Here is a 14,076-nt window from a genome sequence, read left to right on the forward strand (position 1 = left end):
TCACTCGTCCTCGTCCTCACCCCCGAGGGGCACCAGACGGATCTGCTTGCGACCCAGCTTGATCTCGAATTCATCTCCGGGCTCGAGGCCGAGCAAAGCGGTGTAGGCCTTGCCCACCATCAAGTTGCCGTTGAACTGTACCTTGGTGGAAAAGCTGAGCTTGCGCCCTCCCTTGCCGGTGGAGGGAGCAGCACCGAAATCCACCCCCTTCGCACTCAGAAGGGCTTCGTAGAACGCTGTGAAGTTCAGCCGCTCGCTGCCGTCTTTCTTGGTGGACACATACCCGCAAGCTCTCACGAGATCGGATTTACCAACATCGTCCAGCTCTTTGACCTTGGTGAGGAGGTCTGTTCCGGTCAGCATGAAATCAGAATCGCACTAATCACAGCTTAACCATTCAACCCCACCGATTGCAAGCAACGATCATGACTCTGCAGGTTGTCTGGTTTCGTCGGGATCTTCGGCTCAGCGATCATCCAGCCCTGTGTCATATCAGCTCCAGCGCAAGGGTTTTACCGCTTTTCATACTGGACCCTGCCCTGCTGAGGCATCCCGAAACGGGGGCCGCCCGTGTGGCCGTCATGCTGGACAGCCTGGCCAGCCTTGAGCAGGATCTCAGAGCCCGTCAGTCTCGGCTGGAAGTGCGCTGGGGCGAACCAGCCACCACCCTCCTGCAGGTTGTCCGCGACTCCGGCGCCGATGGCGTTGTGGCCCATGTGGACACGGAACGCATCGTAGGCCGGGTCCGCGATGCCCGCGTCAATCGGATGTTGGCAGAGGCCAGGATTCCCATCGATTGGATAGAGCCTCCGGGAGCAGTCGCTCCACTGCTGGCCTATAGCGATTTTCGGCGATCCTGGCACGCGGCGATGGCGCAGAAACCGCTGCCTGCTCCCACCCGACTGCGCACCCCTCCCCATCCCGGCGGACGCCCCTCCCCCATCCCGAATCTGACGGCCCTCGGTCTGCTTGACGATGGCAAACCCCGGCCGCCGGCCGGCACAGCAGCAGCCCTGAAGCGGCTGAAGCTGTTCTGCAGCCAGGGCGTGTCGTCGCGCTACTACTGGCAGCTCAGCTACCCCGCTGCCCGCGCCAGTTCCGGCCTCAGCCCCTACCTCAAGTTCGGGGTGGTGAGCCATCGCGCCGCTGCAACGGGGGGACAGCGGCCAGCAGCGCAGCTGGCGGCAGCTGGTGAGCCGGCTGCGCTGGGGGGCGGGTATGGCCCAGCGTTTTCGCTACCTGCCCCAGCTGGAACTGGAGCCCCTCTGGCACTGCCACCAGCAGGAGACCCGACTCAACGCCCGCCAGGAGGAGCTGTATCGGCGCTGGCAGGAGGGGCGCACCGGCTTCCCGATCGTCGATGCCGCCTCCCGTTGTCTGCTGGCCACCGGCGGCTGGCACGAGCTCAACTTCCGCAGCCGGGCCATTCACGCCAGCTTCCTCACCAATCTCTGCGGCATCGACTGGCGCTACGGAGCCCTCCACTACATGCGCCATCTGCTCGATGGCGACTGCCCCATCGATCACTACCAGTGGGCGATGCAGGCGGGCGTCACCACAGGTGGCGGCCAGCAGAGTGGCGGTGAGTGGGGCGGCCAGGGAGCCTGGACCCGCATCTACCATCCCGGCCAGCTGGCGGTGGACCGCTGCGATCCCCAGGGGGTGTTCGTGCGTCGCTGGCTGCCGGAGCTCGCCGACCTCACCAACGACCAGCTGGGCCAGCCCCCTGCCATGGCCGACTATCCACCGCCGATGCTCGACTACACCAGCGCCCGAGCAGACCGCCTGGCCTGGCTGCAGCAGCGACGCCAGGGATGGAGCCGCGGCGGCTTCAGTGCCATGCCCAGCGATGTGACCCCCTTCGGGGCCAGCCGCATTCCCGGCAGCTGCCTCGACTGGTGCCAGGAGCGCCATCCGGCCCTGTTTCCCGAAGGCCTCGATCCCGGCAGCCTGGACAGAGAGCAGCAAGCCGCGCTGGAGAGCTGGTTCATGGGCGGGCGCACACCTGCTGAACGGCCCCGTTCCAGCCGGCGTCAGCGCAACAGCACCATGCAGCAACTGGAGCTGTTCGGCGGCGAGCGGGGAGACTGAATCGGGCGCACTGAATCCGGCGGCCCGAATCGGGCGGCCTGGAGCCAGCCAGGGATCAGCCCTGAGCCACGATGCCGCTCCACTGCACCGCCTTGACCTGGTCACGGCGCCAGGAGTGGAAGAGCTGGGTTTCGGTCACGGTGCAGAGGGGACAGGTGGCGATCTGCTCAGCGGGGATGCCGCAGAGCAGCAGCTGGGCCTGGGCAGCCGCCCGGATGTCGAGCCGGTCGTGGCCGGGCTGGGGATCGTTCAGCAAGGCACCACAGGCCTGCAGGACATCCAGGGCCGCAGCGATCGGTTCAGGCGCAAGGCTGAGGGCCACCTGTTCGCTCACCTCGCGCCGCACCTGATTGCACTCGCCGGACACGGCGGGACCCAGGGCCACCCGCAGGTCAGCCGCCCGGCTGCCGGCCGCCTCCAGCTGGGCCACCGCAGCCGGCAGGATGCGTGCCGCCACGCCCCGCCAGCCGGCATGGCAGGCCGCCACCCTGCCGCTGCGGGGGTCGGCCAGCAGCACGGGGGTGCAGTCGGCACCGCACACCCACAGGCTCTGGGCAGCGGCATCGCTGACCAGCCCATCCGCCTCGGGCCAGGGCTCCAGCGCCGCCGCGCTGGCGGGCAGCACCAGGGCTCCATGGACCTGCTGGGGTCGATGCACCGTGACGCCGGCGCTGAGGTAACCCACCAGCACCTCGGGAATCCGGCCCTGCCACTGGCGGGTGAAGAAGCCATGCTCAAAGCCTTCCAGCAGGTCGGCCTGCAGGTAATAGCCGCCGTAACAGCCCACCCAGGTCCAGCCAGCCAGTTGATTGAATCCCGCATCAGGCCGATCGAACGGCGGTGGCACGGCCTCAGCCATCGGGCAGATCCCGCAGCAGCCAGAAGCCCTCGAAGCGCTGATCGCTCTCGCGGCTCTGCACGGCGATGAACTGCAGGCCCGCTGCCTGCTGCCGCGAACTGGCGAAGGCCTGGGCCGCCGCCTCGGCCTCAGCCTCGGGCAACGAGGCCAGCAGCCAGCGATCATCCATGCCCGCTTCCAGCACCAGCTGGGTGCCCACGATCTCCAGGCGCACCGGCTCGAGGCCGGCCAGCCAGCCCGCCACCGCCAGGGCGCGGCTGGAGCTGAACAGCCGCAGACCGGGCACGCCAGCGTCAGCGGCGGCGGCCTCCGGCAGGGGCACCAGGCCCGAAAAGCCGCTGTCCCAGGCCTTCGCCCCGGCCAGGGCACTCACCGGCAGGCTGGCCCAGGCCCAGCTGTCACCTCGGGCGGCCTCGGGCAGGGGCACCGGCACCGGACGCACGGCCTGGGGCGGCGGTGCCAGGGGACCGGCCAGGTAGCCCTCCTGCTGGGGATAGACCTCCCGCTCGCGCTGCTGCAGCCAACCCACCAGGGCATAGGTGCGGCGGCTGGGGATGAGGTCCAGCCCCAGGCCCTCGGCGGCCCGCTGCACCATGGTGCGCATCGAGGCCCGCCAGCAGCGCAGCCGCCGCGGTGGCGCCACTCCAGCGGCCGTCGCATCGGCCTGGGCCGCCTGCAGGGCCTCCCTCAGCCAGATCGAATTCACGCTGGAGGCCGGGCAGGTCCGCACCCAGCGAAAGCTGTCACTGGCCGCAGCGCCGTCCTCACCCACCTCGGGGGTGGAGCAGATCAGCAGCTCCCAGCGTTTTTTGCCCTCGGGATCCAGGATCGGACGGGAATAGAAATCGAGCTCCCAATCGGGGCCGATCGCCGAGCCAGCGGCCGCCGAGGCGAGGGCCGCCGACTCAGGCGATGGGGGTGGGGCCGAAGCGGCAGGTATTGGAGGGTTCAGATCGCTCATCCGGCTGCCTGCTCCTGCTGGCGCAGCTGGGAACGGGCCCGGTTGGCCCTGTCGGCGGCCTCCTCCATCACCCGCTGTTTGTCCACCAGCAGCTCGCCGGCCTGGCCCTCCAGCAGGGCCGTGTTCAGGGCAATGCGACCGCGCCCGGGGTCGAGGTCGGTGACCAGGGCGCAGAGCCGCTCGCCCTGGCTGAAGGCCTGGCGCAGATCGCGCAGGTCGGCACCGGTGATGCAGCTGGCGTGCAGCAGTCCGCTGATGCCGCCCAGATCCACAAAGAAGCCGTAGGGCTTCACCGACACCACCACGCCCTCCACCAGCTGACCCACTTCCAGCTGGCTGAAGCGCGCCGCCGTGGCCGCCTTCTTCTCCGAAAGCACCAGCTTGCGGGTCTCGGCATTCACCTCCAGGAAGGTGACACCCAGGGTCTTGCCCACCAGGGCCTCATGGTTCTCTCCCTCCACGAGCTGGGAGCGCGGGATGAAGCCCCGCAGCCCCTCGAGATCGCAGGTCACACCGCCGCGGTTGAAGCCGCTCACCTTCACCTGCACCACCTTGCCATCCTTCTCGAGCGCCCTCACCTTCTCCCAGCTGTGGCGCAGGGCCAGGGCCCGGGCACTCACGGTGACCATGCCGTCGGCGTTCTGCTCCCGGGTCACCAGCACCTCCACGGCCGTGCCGCTGGGGAAGCGCTCCTTGAGATTGGTGATCACGCCCAGGGCGGCCTCCTTCTTGGGCATGAAGCCGGGAGCCTTGCCGCCGATGTCCACATAGACCCCATCGCTCTCGAGGCCCACCACCACACCCGTCACCACCTCACCGGTGGAGCCCACGAAGTCCTGCTCGTCAAGGGCGGCGAGAAAGGCCTGCTCATCAAAGTCGAACTCATCGACGCTGCGGCTGACGGGACGATCAGCGGACTCGGCGGCTCGGGAGCGCCCCTGGCGGGAGCCATCGGGCCCCAGCAGGTCGGCCATGGTGAGACCCTCCATACCCCCCAGGTCAAACAGCTCGTCGTCCGTCCGCGGGGCTGCAGGGGGCTGGCTCTGGGGCGGGTGGACCGGGGCTGCAGCCCGAGGGCTGGCTGGCGCCTGCTGGCCAGCTGCCGGCGCAGCGGCAGGAACCGGAGCCGCGGGCTGATCCTTCTTGATCAGCAACACCTGGGGGGGCTTGCGCTGGGGGGGCTCCGCGCCAGAACGGGGCGGCCTCGGCGGCACGGGCCGGGAGGACGGGGCGGGCGAGCTGTTGCCTGATCCGGCCATCGGTGCGGCTGCTGAGCGCAGCACACTGTAGAGATCGGATTCATGGGGATTCGGTGTGCGTCAGGGCCGCCCCGCCCCGATGCCCCGCTCCAATGCCCCGCCCCGATGCCACACCACGCGCCTCTTCATTCCGACCCCAGCCATCCCCCATGCCCCTGCAGCGCGAACTGATGGCTCTGACCTGGCCCGCGCTGCAGCGGGCGGGGGCTCGCAAGGGCAGCACCGTGGTCTGGCCCTGGGGCGCTGTGGAGCAGCACGGCCCCCAGCTGCCCCTCGGCACCGATGCCGTCTTCGCTGAGCGCCTGGTGGAGGCGGTGCTGGCCCGGCTGCCGGACGATCGGCCGATCTGGCGGCTGCCGCTCCAGTCCCTGGGGTTCTCGCCGGAGCACCTCGGCTTCCCCGGCACCCTGAGCCTGCCGGCCAGCCTCGTGGTGGAGCTGGTGCAGGGCATCGGCCAGCAACTCGCTGCTGCCGGATTCCGCAGGCTGGTGCTGCTGAACGGCCACGGCGGCCAGATCGCCCTGCTGCAGGCGGCAGCGCGGCAATTGCGGGCCGCCGCGCCCCAGATGGCCGTGTTGCCCTGCTTCCTGTGGAGCGGGCCGGAGGGGCTGGGCCCGCTGTTGCCCCAGGCCGAACGGCTGCAGGGCCTCCATGCCGGTCTGGCGGAAACCAGCCTGATGCTGCATCTCGCCCCCGAACTGGTGGGACCCGAGCGCCCCCGCGATGGCGTGGATGGACCGACGCCCCCCGAGGGCTGGAGCCTGGAGGGGGCGGCACCCTGCGCCTGGCTGAGCCACGACCTCACCAGCAGCGGCGTGATCGGTGACAGCCAGGGGGCCACGGCGGCCCTGGGGGCCGACCTGTTCGAGCGCCTGGTGGACGGGTGGACGCGCCGGCTGGAGTCCCTGCTGGCCAGCGACTGGCCGCCCGTTCCCCCGCAGAGGCAACGGGCGGGGGCCTGAACCGGGCAGGCCCGGGGTGGCTGTTCGGACAACCGCTGGGCCCAGTTCCACCCAAGGTGGTTACAGTCTGGCGATTGCTTGACCTGCGGCCCCTATGGCATCTGTCGCCCACCCTGCTGTCATCGAAACCACCAGTGCCGCCGGCAGCGGCCAGGCTCCGGCCGACGGCCTGCCGGATTTCGCCAGCTCCACCTACAAGGACGCCTACAGCCGCATCAATGCCATCGTGATCGAGGGTGAGCAGGAAGCCCACGACAACTACATCTCCCTGGGCACCCTGATTCCTGACCAGGCCGATGAGCTGGCCAAACTGGCCCGCATGGAGCTGAAGCACATGAAGGGCTTCACCGCCTGTGCCAACAACCTGAGCGTCACTGCGGACATGCCGTTCGCCAAGGAATTCTTCTCCCCGCTGCACAGCAACTTCCAGAAGGCCCTGGCGGAAGGCAAGGTCACCACCTGTCTGCTGATTCAGGCCATCCTGATCGAAGCCTTCGCCATTTCGGCCTACCACATCTACATCCCGGTGGCCGACCCCTTCGCCCGCCGCATCACCGAGGGGGTGGTCAAGGATGAGTACACCCACCTCAACTACGGCCAGGAGTGGCTCAAGGCCAATCTGTACACTGTGCGCGAGGAGCTCGAGCAGGCCAACCGGGAGAATCTGCCTCTGGTGCGCAAGATGCTCGATCAGGTGGCCGATGACGCCGCCGTGCTGCTGATGGATAAGGAAGATCTGATGGCCGATTTCCTCAGTTCCTACCAGGAAGCCCTGATGGACATCGGCTTCACCGGCCGCGAAATTGCCAAGCTGGCCGCTGCTGCTCTGGTCGGCTGACGCGCTGCCCCACACCCCCCATGGGAGGATGTAGCGTCCGCGACATCCTCCATCTCTGCGCATGTTCGGCCTCATCGGGCACTCCACCAGCTTTGAGGAGGCCAGGGCCAAGGCTCGCTCCCTTGGATTTGACGAGTTCGCCGATGGGGACCTCGACATGTGGTGTTCAGCGCCTCCCCAGCTCGTCGAGCACGTGGAGGTGACCAGTCGAACCGGCAAGGTGATCAAGGGCGCCTACATCGATTCGGTGTTCGTGCCAGAGATGTTGCGTCGTTTCAAGACGGCCAAGCGCAAGGTGCTCAAGGCCATGGAGCTGGTGCAACGCTCCGGCATTGACATCACGGCCCTCGGTGGTTTCACCTCCATCATTTTCGAAGATCTGAATCTGCTGCGTGAAGAACGCATCAGCGCCGTTCAGCTCGACTGGCAGCGCTTCACCACCGGCAACACCCACACAGCCTGGGTGATCTGCCAGCAGGTGGAACGCAACGCCCCGAAACTGGGCATTGACCTGGCCAGGGCCAAGGTGGCCGTGGTGGGCGCCAGCGGCGACATCGGCAGTGCCGTCTGTCGCTGGCTGCAGCGCACGGGCGTTGGCGAGCTGCTGCTGGTGGCCAGGCGGCCCCAGCCCCTGGTGGCGCTGCAGGAGAGCCTGGGAGAAGGCAGGATCCTTCCCCTGGAGGAGGCCCTGCCGGAGGCCGACGTGGTGGTCTGGGTGGCCAGCCTGCCCCAGAGCCTCACCATCGACACGGACAGCCTCAAGCGTCCCTGCCTGATGATCGACGGCGGTTACCCCAAGAACCTCGACACCAAGGCCGCCGCCGCCGGCATCCACGTGCTCAAGGGAGGCATCGTGGAGTTCTGGCAGGACATCGGCTGGCAGATGATGGAGCTGGCCGAGATGGCGGTGCCGGAGCGGCAGATGTTTGCCTGCTTCGCCGAGGCCATGCTGCTCGACTTCGAGGACATCCACACCAACTTCAGTTGGGGGCGCAACAACATCAACCTGGCCGCCATGGACCTGATCGGCGAGGCCTCCCTGCGCCACGGCTTCCAATCCCTGGGCCTGGAGCCGGCCAGCTCCTCGTCGCCCGCCCTTTCGATCGCCTGACCAGGGCGTTCATCCTCCCCGATCCCCAGCCACCCCATGGCACGCCGCGCTCTGCTCGAATTCGAGAAACCTCTGGTGGAACTGGAGGATCAGATCGAGCAGATCCGCCAGCTGGCCCGCGATTCGGAGGTGGATGTGAGCCAGCAGCTGCTGCAGCTGGAAACCCTGGCCACCAGACGCCGCAAGGAGATCTTCGACGGCCTCAGTGCGGCCCAGAAGATCCAGGTGGCCCGTCACCCCCAGCGGCCCAGCACGCTCGACTACATCCAGCTGATCACTGACAGCTTCCTGGAGCTTCATGGCGACCGCCGTGGCTCCGACGACCAGGCGCTGGTGGGCGGTGTGGGCCGGGTGAACGGCATCAGCGTGATGCTGCTGGGCCACCAGAAGGGACGGGACACCAAGGAGAACGTGGCCCGCAACTTCGGCATGGCCTCCCCCGGTGGCTATCGCAAGGCGATGCGCCTGATGGAGCATGCCGACCGCTTCCGACTGCCGATCCTCAGCTTCATCGACACCCCTGGCGCCTATGCCGGTGTGCTGGCTGAGGAACAGGGCCAGGGCGAGGCGATTGCCGTGAACCTGCGCGAGATGTTCCGGCTGCGGGTGCCGATCCTGGCCACGGTGATCGGGGAGGGGGGATCCGGCGGTGCGCTCGGCATCGGCGTGGCCGATCGGCTGCTGATGTTTGAGCACAGCGTCTACACCGTGGCGTCCCCGGAGGCCTGCGCCTCGATCCTGTGGCGCGACGCCGGCAAGGCTCCCGAGGCCGCTGAGGCCCTGAAGATCACCGGATCAGATCTGCTCAGGCTCGGAATTGTGGATCAGGTGTTACCGGAACCCTCCGGCGGCAACCACTGGGCGCCCCTGCAGGCAGCCGACACGCTCAAGGCCGCCCTGCTCGATCACCTCGGCCAGCTGAGCAGCCTGGACGCAGCCGCTCTGCAGCAGGCGCGCTACGAGAAGTTTCGCCGCATGGGCCAGGTGCTGGAATCAGGTGCCCCAGAGCGCTCGCTCCGCTCTTAAGGTTTGAGTCAATCGCCTGGAAGGTCCTCACCGAGGTCCTCGGTCTCCAACCTTCCGAGCCGTCGTCGCCCCGCCCCCCTTGCCCACAGTTCTGATCACAGGCTCGTCCCGAGGGATTGGGGCTGCAGCAGCTCGGCGGTTTGCGGCAGCAGGTTTCGATCTGCTGCTGCTGGCTCGCGACGGCCAGGCCCTGGCTGAGCAGGCGGCTGAGCTGGCTGCCCTGGGCCAGCGGGTAGAGGTCGAGCCCATCGATCTCGGCCAGCCCGAGCGCGTGGCAGCGGGCCTGGCGGATCTCTGCTCCCGGGGACTCGAACCAGATGTGGTGATCAACAATGCGGGCATGGCCTGCACCGGGGCTCTGACCACCATGGCCCTGGCCCAGTGGCAGCAGCTTCTGCAGCTCAATCTCACGGCGGTGTTCCAGGTCTGCCAGTGCCTGGTGCCTCGACTGCGGGCCCGGGGAGGGGGATTGATCATCAACGTGAGCAGCCATGCCGCGCATCAGGCTTTCCCCGACTGGGGCGCCTATTGCGTCAGCAAGGCGGCCCTGGCTTCGCTCAGCCGCTGCCTGGCTGTCGAAGAGCGTGAACACGGCATTCGCGTCAGCACGCTCACCTTGGGTGCGGTGAATACTCCCCTCTGGGACAGTGAAACCGTCCACAGTTCATTCGATCGCCATGCCATGCTTGATTCCGAGCGGGCCGCCGATGCCCTGCTGTACCTGGCCCAACAGCCCGCCACCCAGGTGGTGGACGATCTGACCCTTATGCCGGCCGCCGGCGCGCTCTGAACTCCTATGACGTCCACGTTCCCTTCCAGCCTCAGTGCCAGCGGCTCGGCACCGAACACCGCTCCCACGCCCATTTCCCTGCGGATTCGGGATCGCCTCGAGAAGGAGGGTGTGTCCTTCTTTGCCAACGACAACATCGCCAATCACCTGCAGGATGGTGAGCTCGATCAGCTTGAGATCGAAGTGGCGGGCAAGGTGCGCGAACTGCTGCGCAGCCTCGTGATCGATATCGACAACGACCACAACACCGAGGAAACCGCGGAGCGCGTGGCGCGCATGTACCTACACGAGGTGTTCAAGGGTCGCTACCACCACCAGCCCAAGATCGCCAGCTTCCCCAACGTGAAGAAGCTGGATGAGATCTACACCGTTGGCCCCATTTCTGTGCGTTCGGCCTGCTCCCACCACCTGGTGCCGATTCTCGGCAACTGCTGGATCGGGATCAAGCCCGGCGATCAGGTGATTGGCCTGTCCAAATTCTCCCGCGTGGCCGACTGGGTGTTCTCCAGGCCGCACATCCAGGAAGAAGCCGTGATGATCCTGGCTGATGAAATCGAGCGCCTCTGCAAGCCCCAGGGGCTGGCAATTCTGGTGAAGGCCCAGCATTACTGCATGAAGTGGCGTGGGGTTAAAGAACCCCAGACCAGCATGGTGAACTCCATCGTCCGCGGAGATTTCCGGCATGACCCGAGCCTCAAGTCCGAATTCTTTGAGCTCGTGAAACAGCAGGAATCCGTTCTCTCCACCTGAGCCCGAGCCGCAGGGCCTCTCAGCTGAGGCGTGCTCAGGGTCGAATCGGCCCCACCGGCGGGCTGGCCTGCCGGCGGCTAGCTGGCTTCGCCGTCGATTCGGAACGGCCAGCCCCGCCATCCACGCTGATCACGAGCATCACCTCCCGGCCCACATCCTCAGGCTGGAGCCGATAGGTGGGGCCTGCGGCCGTGCTGATCAACAGCCAGGTGCTGTCATCCGGCGCCAGGCGATACCAGTGGTAGGCCGAAGCGGGCAGCGCCGCCAGGGCATCGGCATCGGCCACCGCCTGGAGCAGGGCTCCCTCGCTGGCCTCGCCCGCCAGCTCCAGGGATTCCAGGCCCTTGATGCTCTGTTCCACCGCATCCTCCTGGCTGATGGTGCCGGCGATCTGCCGGCGCAGAGCCCGGATCTGGGCCTCGGGATCGGTGCTGACCCCAGGCACACAGGAGAGTTGCCCATCGAGGAGCTGGCATCCCACCAGGTCCTGGGCCTGGCTGGACATGCCGCTCAGCACCAGCAGCGCGGCGAGGCCGGCCTGGCGCAACGCTTGCGGAGACAGCATGGGCTTGGTCGTGATGGGCCCCCAATCCTGACTGGTCACAGGACCGTGGCGCTCCGACCCGCCTCAAGGCGCCGCAGGGCGACCCCGCACGGCGCTCACCAGGGCCGCCACCCGGTTGAGGTCCTTGTCTGCCGGAGCCCGCTCAACACCGCTCGAGGCATCCAGCCCGGTGGGACGCACCCTGGCGAGCACCTCGGCGACCCGTTCGGGCGCCATGCCGCCGGCCAGCCACCACGGCAGGGGGCTGGACCACCGCTCCAGCCAGTCCAGGGGAATCCGATGACCCGTGCCGCCCAGCTGATCCGGTACCCAGGCATCGAGCAACAGGGCATCCACATGGCCTTCATAGGCCTGGGCCTGGTCCAGATCGGCGCCAGAGCGGATCCGCAGGGCCTTCCAGAGCGTGCAGCCCAGACGCCGCCGCAGGGCACTGCACTGGTCAGGACTCTCGCGGCCATGCAGCTGCAGGATGCGGTGGCCCCGCTCCGGCAGCAGCGCGGCAAGGCCCTCCTCGCCGGGGTCCGCCACCACCAGCACACCGGCACAGGCAGGAGCGACGGCCTCGATGGCGGCGAACAGGGCCGGTCGCCTGGCCTCTGCCACGAAACGGGGCGAGGACGGCACCGCGATCACGCCGATTGCCTCCACCCCCAGGGCTGCCACCGCAGCAGCCTGGCTGGGATCGCGCAGCCCACAGATCTTGAGTTGGGTGGTGGGCCGCATCGGCATCGGTCTTGGCGGCGGGGAGGCAAGCAGCTTTCTAGGATCAGGGACAACCGCCGGAGCGCCGCCTGTATCCGGGACGAACGCCGTGGGTGAACGCTATGGGTGAACGCCGTGGGTGAGGGCTGGCAGCTGATGAGCATCCGCGGCATCCCGCTGCGGATTCACCCGAGCTGGTTTGTGATCCTGCTGGTGGCCACCGCGGCCTTCCAGCAGCAGTACAGCGCTGGCCTCAGTGCCAGCGTTGGAGCCGCCGGCCTCTGGGGTCTGGGCCTGGGCACGGCCCTGCTGCTGTTCGTGTCCGTGCTGCTGCATGAGCTGGGCCACTCGTTTGTGGCCCTGGGGGAGGGCGTGAAGGTGCGCAGCATCACCCTCTTTCTGCTGGGGGGAGTGGCCAGTGTGGAGCGGGAGTGCAGCACGGCCATGGGCGCCCTGAAGGTGGCGGCGGCCGGCCCGGCCGTGAGCCTGGTGCTGGGGGTCTCGCTGCTCGCCTCCACCCATGCGGCCAGCCACGTGGCCCCCTGGCTGGGGGCGATGGTGTCGGAGCTCGGCACCCTCAACATGGTGCTGGCCCTGTTCAATCTGCTGCCCGGCCTGCCCCTGGACGGCGGCCTGATCGTCAAGGCGCTGGTGTGGCAGGCCAGTGGCAGCCAGCGCCGCGGCGTTGAAGTGGCCAATGCCTGTGGCCGCTTTCTGGCCTTCGGGGCCATGGCCCTGGGCACCTTGCTGCTGCTGCGGGGGGCGGGCATCGGTGGAGCCTGGCTGATCCTGCTGGGCTGGTTCGGTCTGGGCGCCGTGCGCAACCAGCAGCAGCTGCTGGCACTCCAGAGTGCCCTCAGCACCCTTCAGGTCAAGGAGGCCGCTGCGCGCCGCTTCCGGGTGCTGGAGGCCAATGCCTCCCTGCGGGAGGTGAGCCGCGTGCGGCTCACCGAGCCCAGTCCGGTGGGCAGCGCCGACTGGCTGCTGGTGTGTGAGCGCGGTCGCTGGCAGGGGGTGATCGACGACGCCACCCTCAAGGAGATTCCCGTGCAGCGCTGGGACACCGACCGCATCGCCGACCATCTCAGGCCCCTGTCCAGCCTGCCGTCCATCCCCGAAACGGCGCCGCTCTGGCAGGCGGTGCAACTGCTCGAAACCGACCAGACCACCAGGCTGCTCGTGCTCAGTCCGGCAGGGCTGCCCTGCGGCACGCTGGAGCGCCCCGATCTGGGCGAGGCGGTGCTGCAGAAACTGGGTCTGAAGCTGCCTGCACCACTGCTGGAAGCGGCCAGGCGGCAGAACATCTACCCGCTCGGCCTGGCCCTGCCCCAGGTGGTGCGCGGCATGGTGGCCTCCGGTGAGGCCCAGTCCTCAGCCAACGCCGGCACCTGAAACCTCGCCGAGCCCCAGCAGCTCCGCCACTGCGGCCAGCTCCTTGGCACGCAACGGCTCAGGACTGAGCTCCGCCAGTGGGAAGGGCAGGTGCTGCCGGGCCGCTGTGTGGAGCACCGCTTCAAGCTCAGCACCGGCGCAGGCAAGCGGCCTCAGGCAAGGTGCTGGCCTGCCGAACAGCTCCTGCCAGAGGCCGGCAGGGGGGGCGAGCTGGATCGAACCGTGCTGGAGCAGCCGGCCACCACGCCAGAGCTGGGCGCTGCCGATCCGCTTGCTGCCATCGGCATGCACCAGGTCGGCGGCCGTGGCCAGCTCAAAGCAGTTGGCCGAGGCCAGCGAGCACCGGTCGTTGCCCCTCAGCAGAGGCTGGCCGAGCTGCGCGAAGGCCCGGCGCAGCCAGGTGCTGGCCTCGGCGTAGGCCTGCACTTTGCTCGGCGGGGGCGTGGGCCAGATCAGCGCGTAGCTGAGATCACCGCCATGGAGCACAGCCCTGCCGCCACTGGGGCGACGCACCAGCTCGATCCGGCCCGCGGCAGCGAGCTCCTGCCAGTGCTCGGGCCAGCGGCGCTGATGACGGCCCAGAGAGAGGGTCGGACGCAGCCAGCGATAGAGGCGGAAGGCGGGGCGTTCCTGGGCCAGCAACCAGGCGTCGATGGCCATCTGCCAGTCACCCCCCAGGCTGCTGCCAGGCAACCAGCGCCCGGGGCGGCCCCCCTCGGGGCCGTCCCGCCCAGGACTGGAGAATGCTGGTGCCGTGGACTGCATCCCTC

16 protein-coding genes and 1 pseudogene are annotated in these 14,076 nt (G+C 68.2%); 10 read left to right on the plus strand and 7 right to left on the minus strand.

Features of this window, described 5'->3' with window-relative positions; translation table 11 throughout:
* Complete coding sequence (locus CyaNS01_RS07910; RefSeq protein ID WP_186696613.1) at nucleotides 1-363, minus strand: AbrB family transcriptional regulator; 363 nt, start codon at nucleotides 361-363, stop codon at nucleotides 1-3.
* Between the two features lie 62 nt (nucleotides 364-425).
* Between CyaNS01_RS07910 and CyaNS01_RS14565 the strand changes: the two are divergent.
* Nucleotides 426-836, plus strand: a pseudogene (locus CyaNS01_RS14565) (deoxyribodipyrimidine photo-lyase); the annotation flags it as partial.
* Between the two features lie 382 nt (nucleotides 837-1,218).
* A complete protein-coding gene (locus tag CyaNS01_RS14570) occupies nucleotides 1,219-2,091 on the plus strand; it encodes an FAD-binding domain-containing protein (protein WP_255459997.1) in 873 nt (290 codons plus the stop codon).
* A gap of 55 nt (nucleotides 2,092-2,146) precedes the next feature.
* Here the strand turns inward: CyaNS01_RS14570 and pgeF are convergent, their stop codons facing one another.
* Genes pgeF through CyaNS01_RS07930 form a run of 3 tightly spaced genes read right to left on the minus strand, consistent with a single transcriptional unit; the run spans nucleotide 2,147 to nucleotide 5,062 of the window.
* The gene (gene pgeF / locus CyaNS01_RS07920; RefSeq protein ID WP_186696614.1) at nucleotides 2,147-2,950 is read right to left on the minus strand and encodes a peptidoglycan editing factor PgeF; all 804 of its coding nucleotides are present in this window, start codon (nucleotides 2,948-2,950) and stop codon (nucleotides 2,147-2,149) included.
* Nucleotides 2,943-3,911, minus strand: coding sequence for a Tab2/Atab2 family RNA-binding protein (locus CyaNS01_RS07925; RefSeq protein WP_186696615.1), 969 nt, complete (start codon nucleotides 3,909-3,911; stop codon nucleotides 2,943-2,945). The genes pgeF and CyaNS01_RS07925 overlap by 8 nt, the downstream gene beginning before the upstream one ends.
* Nucleotides 3,908-5,062 carry a S1 RNA-binding domain-containing protein gene (locus tag CyaNS01_RS07930; protein ID WP_225875929.1) on the minus strand — a complete coding sequence of 385 codons (1,155 nt, stop codon included), beginning with the start codon at nucleotides 5,060-5,062 and terminating at the stop codon, nucleotides 3,908-3,910. Before CyaNS01_RS07930 ends, CyaNS01_RS07925 begins: the two co-directional genes overlap by 4 nt.
* Here CyaNS01_RS07930 and CyaNS01_RS14575 point away from each other — a divergent pair.
* The 7 genes from CyaNS01_RS14575 to folE all read left to right on the plus strand — a co-directional run bounded on the left by CyaNS01_RS14575 (nucleotide 5,055) and on the right by folE (nucleotide 10,647).
* Entirely contained in the window at nucleotides 5,055-5,201 is a 147-nt protein-coding gene (locus CyaNS01_RS14575) for a hypothetical protein (protein WP_225875967.1), read from the plus strand. The two genes, CyaNS01_RS07930 and CyaNS01_RS14575, sit on opposite strands and share 8 nt — an antisense overlap.
* Nucleotides 5,202-5,340: 139 nt before the next feature.
* Nucleotides 5,341-6,132: a creatininase family protein gene (locus CyaNS01_RS07935; protein WP_225875569.1), complete on the plus strand. Its 792-nt coding sequence runs from the start codon at nucleotides 5,341-5,343 to the stop codon at nucleotides 6,130-6,132.
* Between the two features lie 94 nt (nucleotides 6,133-6,226).
* Complete coding sequence (locus CyaNS01_RS07940; RefSeq protein WP_225875570.1) at nucleotides 6,227-6,970, plus strand: aldehyde oxygenase (deformylating); 744 nt, start codon at nucleotides 6,227-6,229, stop codon at nucleotides 6,968-6,970.
* Nucleotides 6,971-7,031: 61 nt separating this feature from the next.
* Nucleotides 7,032-8,081, plus strand: a complete 1,050-nt coding sequence (locus tag CyaNS01_RS07945; RefSeq protein WP_186696617.1) for a long-chain acyl-[acyl-carrier-protein] reductase — start codon at nucleotides 7,032-7,034, stop codon at nucleotides 8,079-8,081.
* 36 nt (nucleotides 8,082-8,117) lie between these two features.
* Nucleotides 8,118-9,107: an acetyl-CoA carboxylase carboxyltransferase subunit alpha gene (locus tag CyaNS01_RS07950; protein ID WP_186696618.1), complete on the plus strand. Its 990-nt coding sequence runs from the start codon at nucleotides 8,118-8,120 to the stop codon at nucleotides 9,105-9,107.
* A 79-nt stretch (nucleotides 9,108-9,186) separates the two neighbouring features.
* Nucleotides 9,187-9,897, plus strand: coding sequence for an SDR family oxidoreductase (locus tag CyaNS01_RS07955; protein ID WP_186696619.1), 711 nt, complete (start codon nucleotides 9,187-9,189; stop codon nucleotides 9,895-9,897).
* A 6-nt stretch (nucleotides 9,898-9,903) separates the two neighbouring features.
* On the plus strand, nucleotides 9,904-10,647 hold the full coding sequence (gene folE, locus CyaNS01_RS07960; RefSeq protein WP_186696620.1) for a GTP cyclohydrolase I: 744 nt from the start codon (nucleotides 9,904-9,906) through the stop codon (nucleotides 10,645-10,647).
* 34 nt (nucleotides 10,648-10,681) lie between these two features.
* On the opposite strand, the gene CyaNS01_RS07965 is transcribed toward folE, so the two are convergent.
* Nucleotides 10,682-11,212 carry a hypothetical protein gene (locus CyaNS01_RS07965; RefSeq protein WP_186696621.1) on the minus strand — a complete coding sequence of 177 codons (531 nt, stop codon included), beginning with the start codon at nucleotides 11,210-11,212 and terminating at the stop codon, nucleotides 10,682-10,684.
* Between the two features lie 63 nt (nucleotides 11,213-11,275).
* On the minus strand, nucleotides 11,276-11,935 hold the full coding sequence (locus CyaNS01_RS07970; protein ID WP_186696622.1) for a phosphoribosylanthranilate isomerase: 660 nt from the start codon (nucleotides 11,933-11,935) through the stop codon (nucleotides 11,276-11,278).
* 114 nt (nucleotides 11,936-12,049) lie between these two features.
* On the opposite strand from CyaNS01_RS07970, the gene CyaNS01_RS07975 reads away from it, so the two are divergent.
* A complete protein-coding gene (locus CyaNS01_RS07975) occupies nucleotides 12,050-13,306 on the plus strand; it encodes a site-2 protease family protein (RefSeq protein ID WP_186700494.1) in 1,257 nt (418 codons plus the stop codon).
* Here the strand turns inward: CyaNS01_RS07975 and CyaNS01_RS07980 are convergent.
* Complete coding sequence (locus CyaNS01_RS07980; RefSeq protein WP_225875571.1) at nucleotides 13,286-14,071, minus strand: lipoate--protein ligase family protein; 786 nt, start codon at nucleotides 14,069-14,071, stop codon at nucleotides 13,286-13,288. The two genes, CyaNS01_RS07975 and CyaNS01_RS07980, sit on opposite strands and share 21 nt — an antisense overlap.
* Nucleotides 14,072-14,076: the final 5 nt, after the last annotated feature.

The sequence above is a fragment of the Cyanobium sp. NS01 genome (assembly GCF_014280235.1).
Taxonomy (GTDB): Bacteria; Cyanobacteriota; Cyanobacteriia; order PCC-6307; family Cyanobiaceae; genus NIES-981.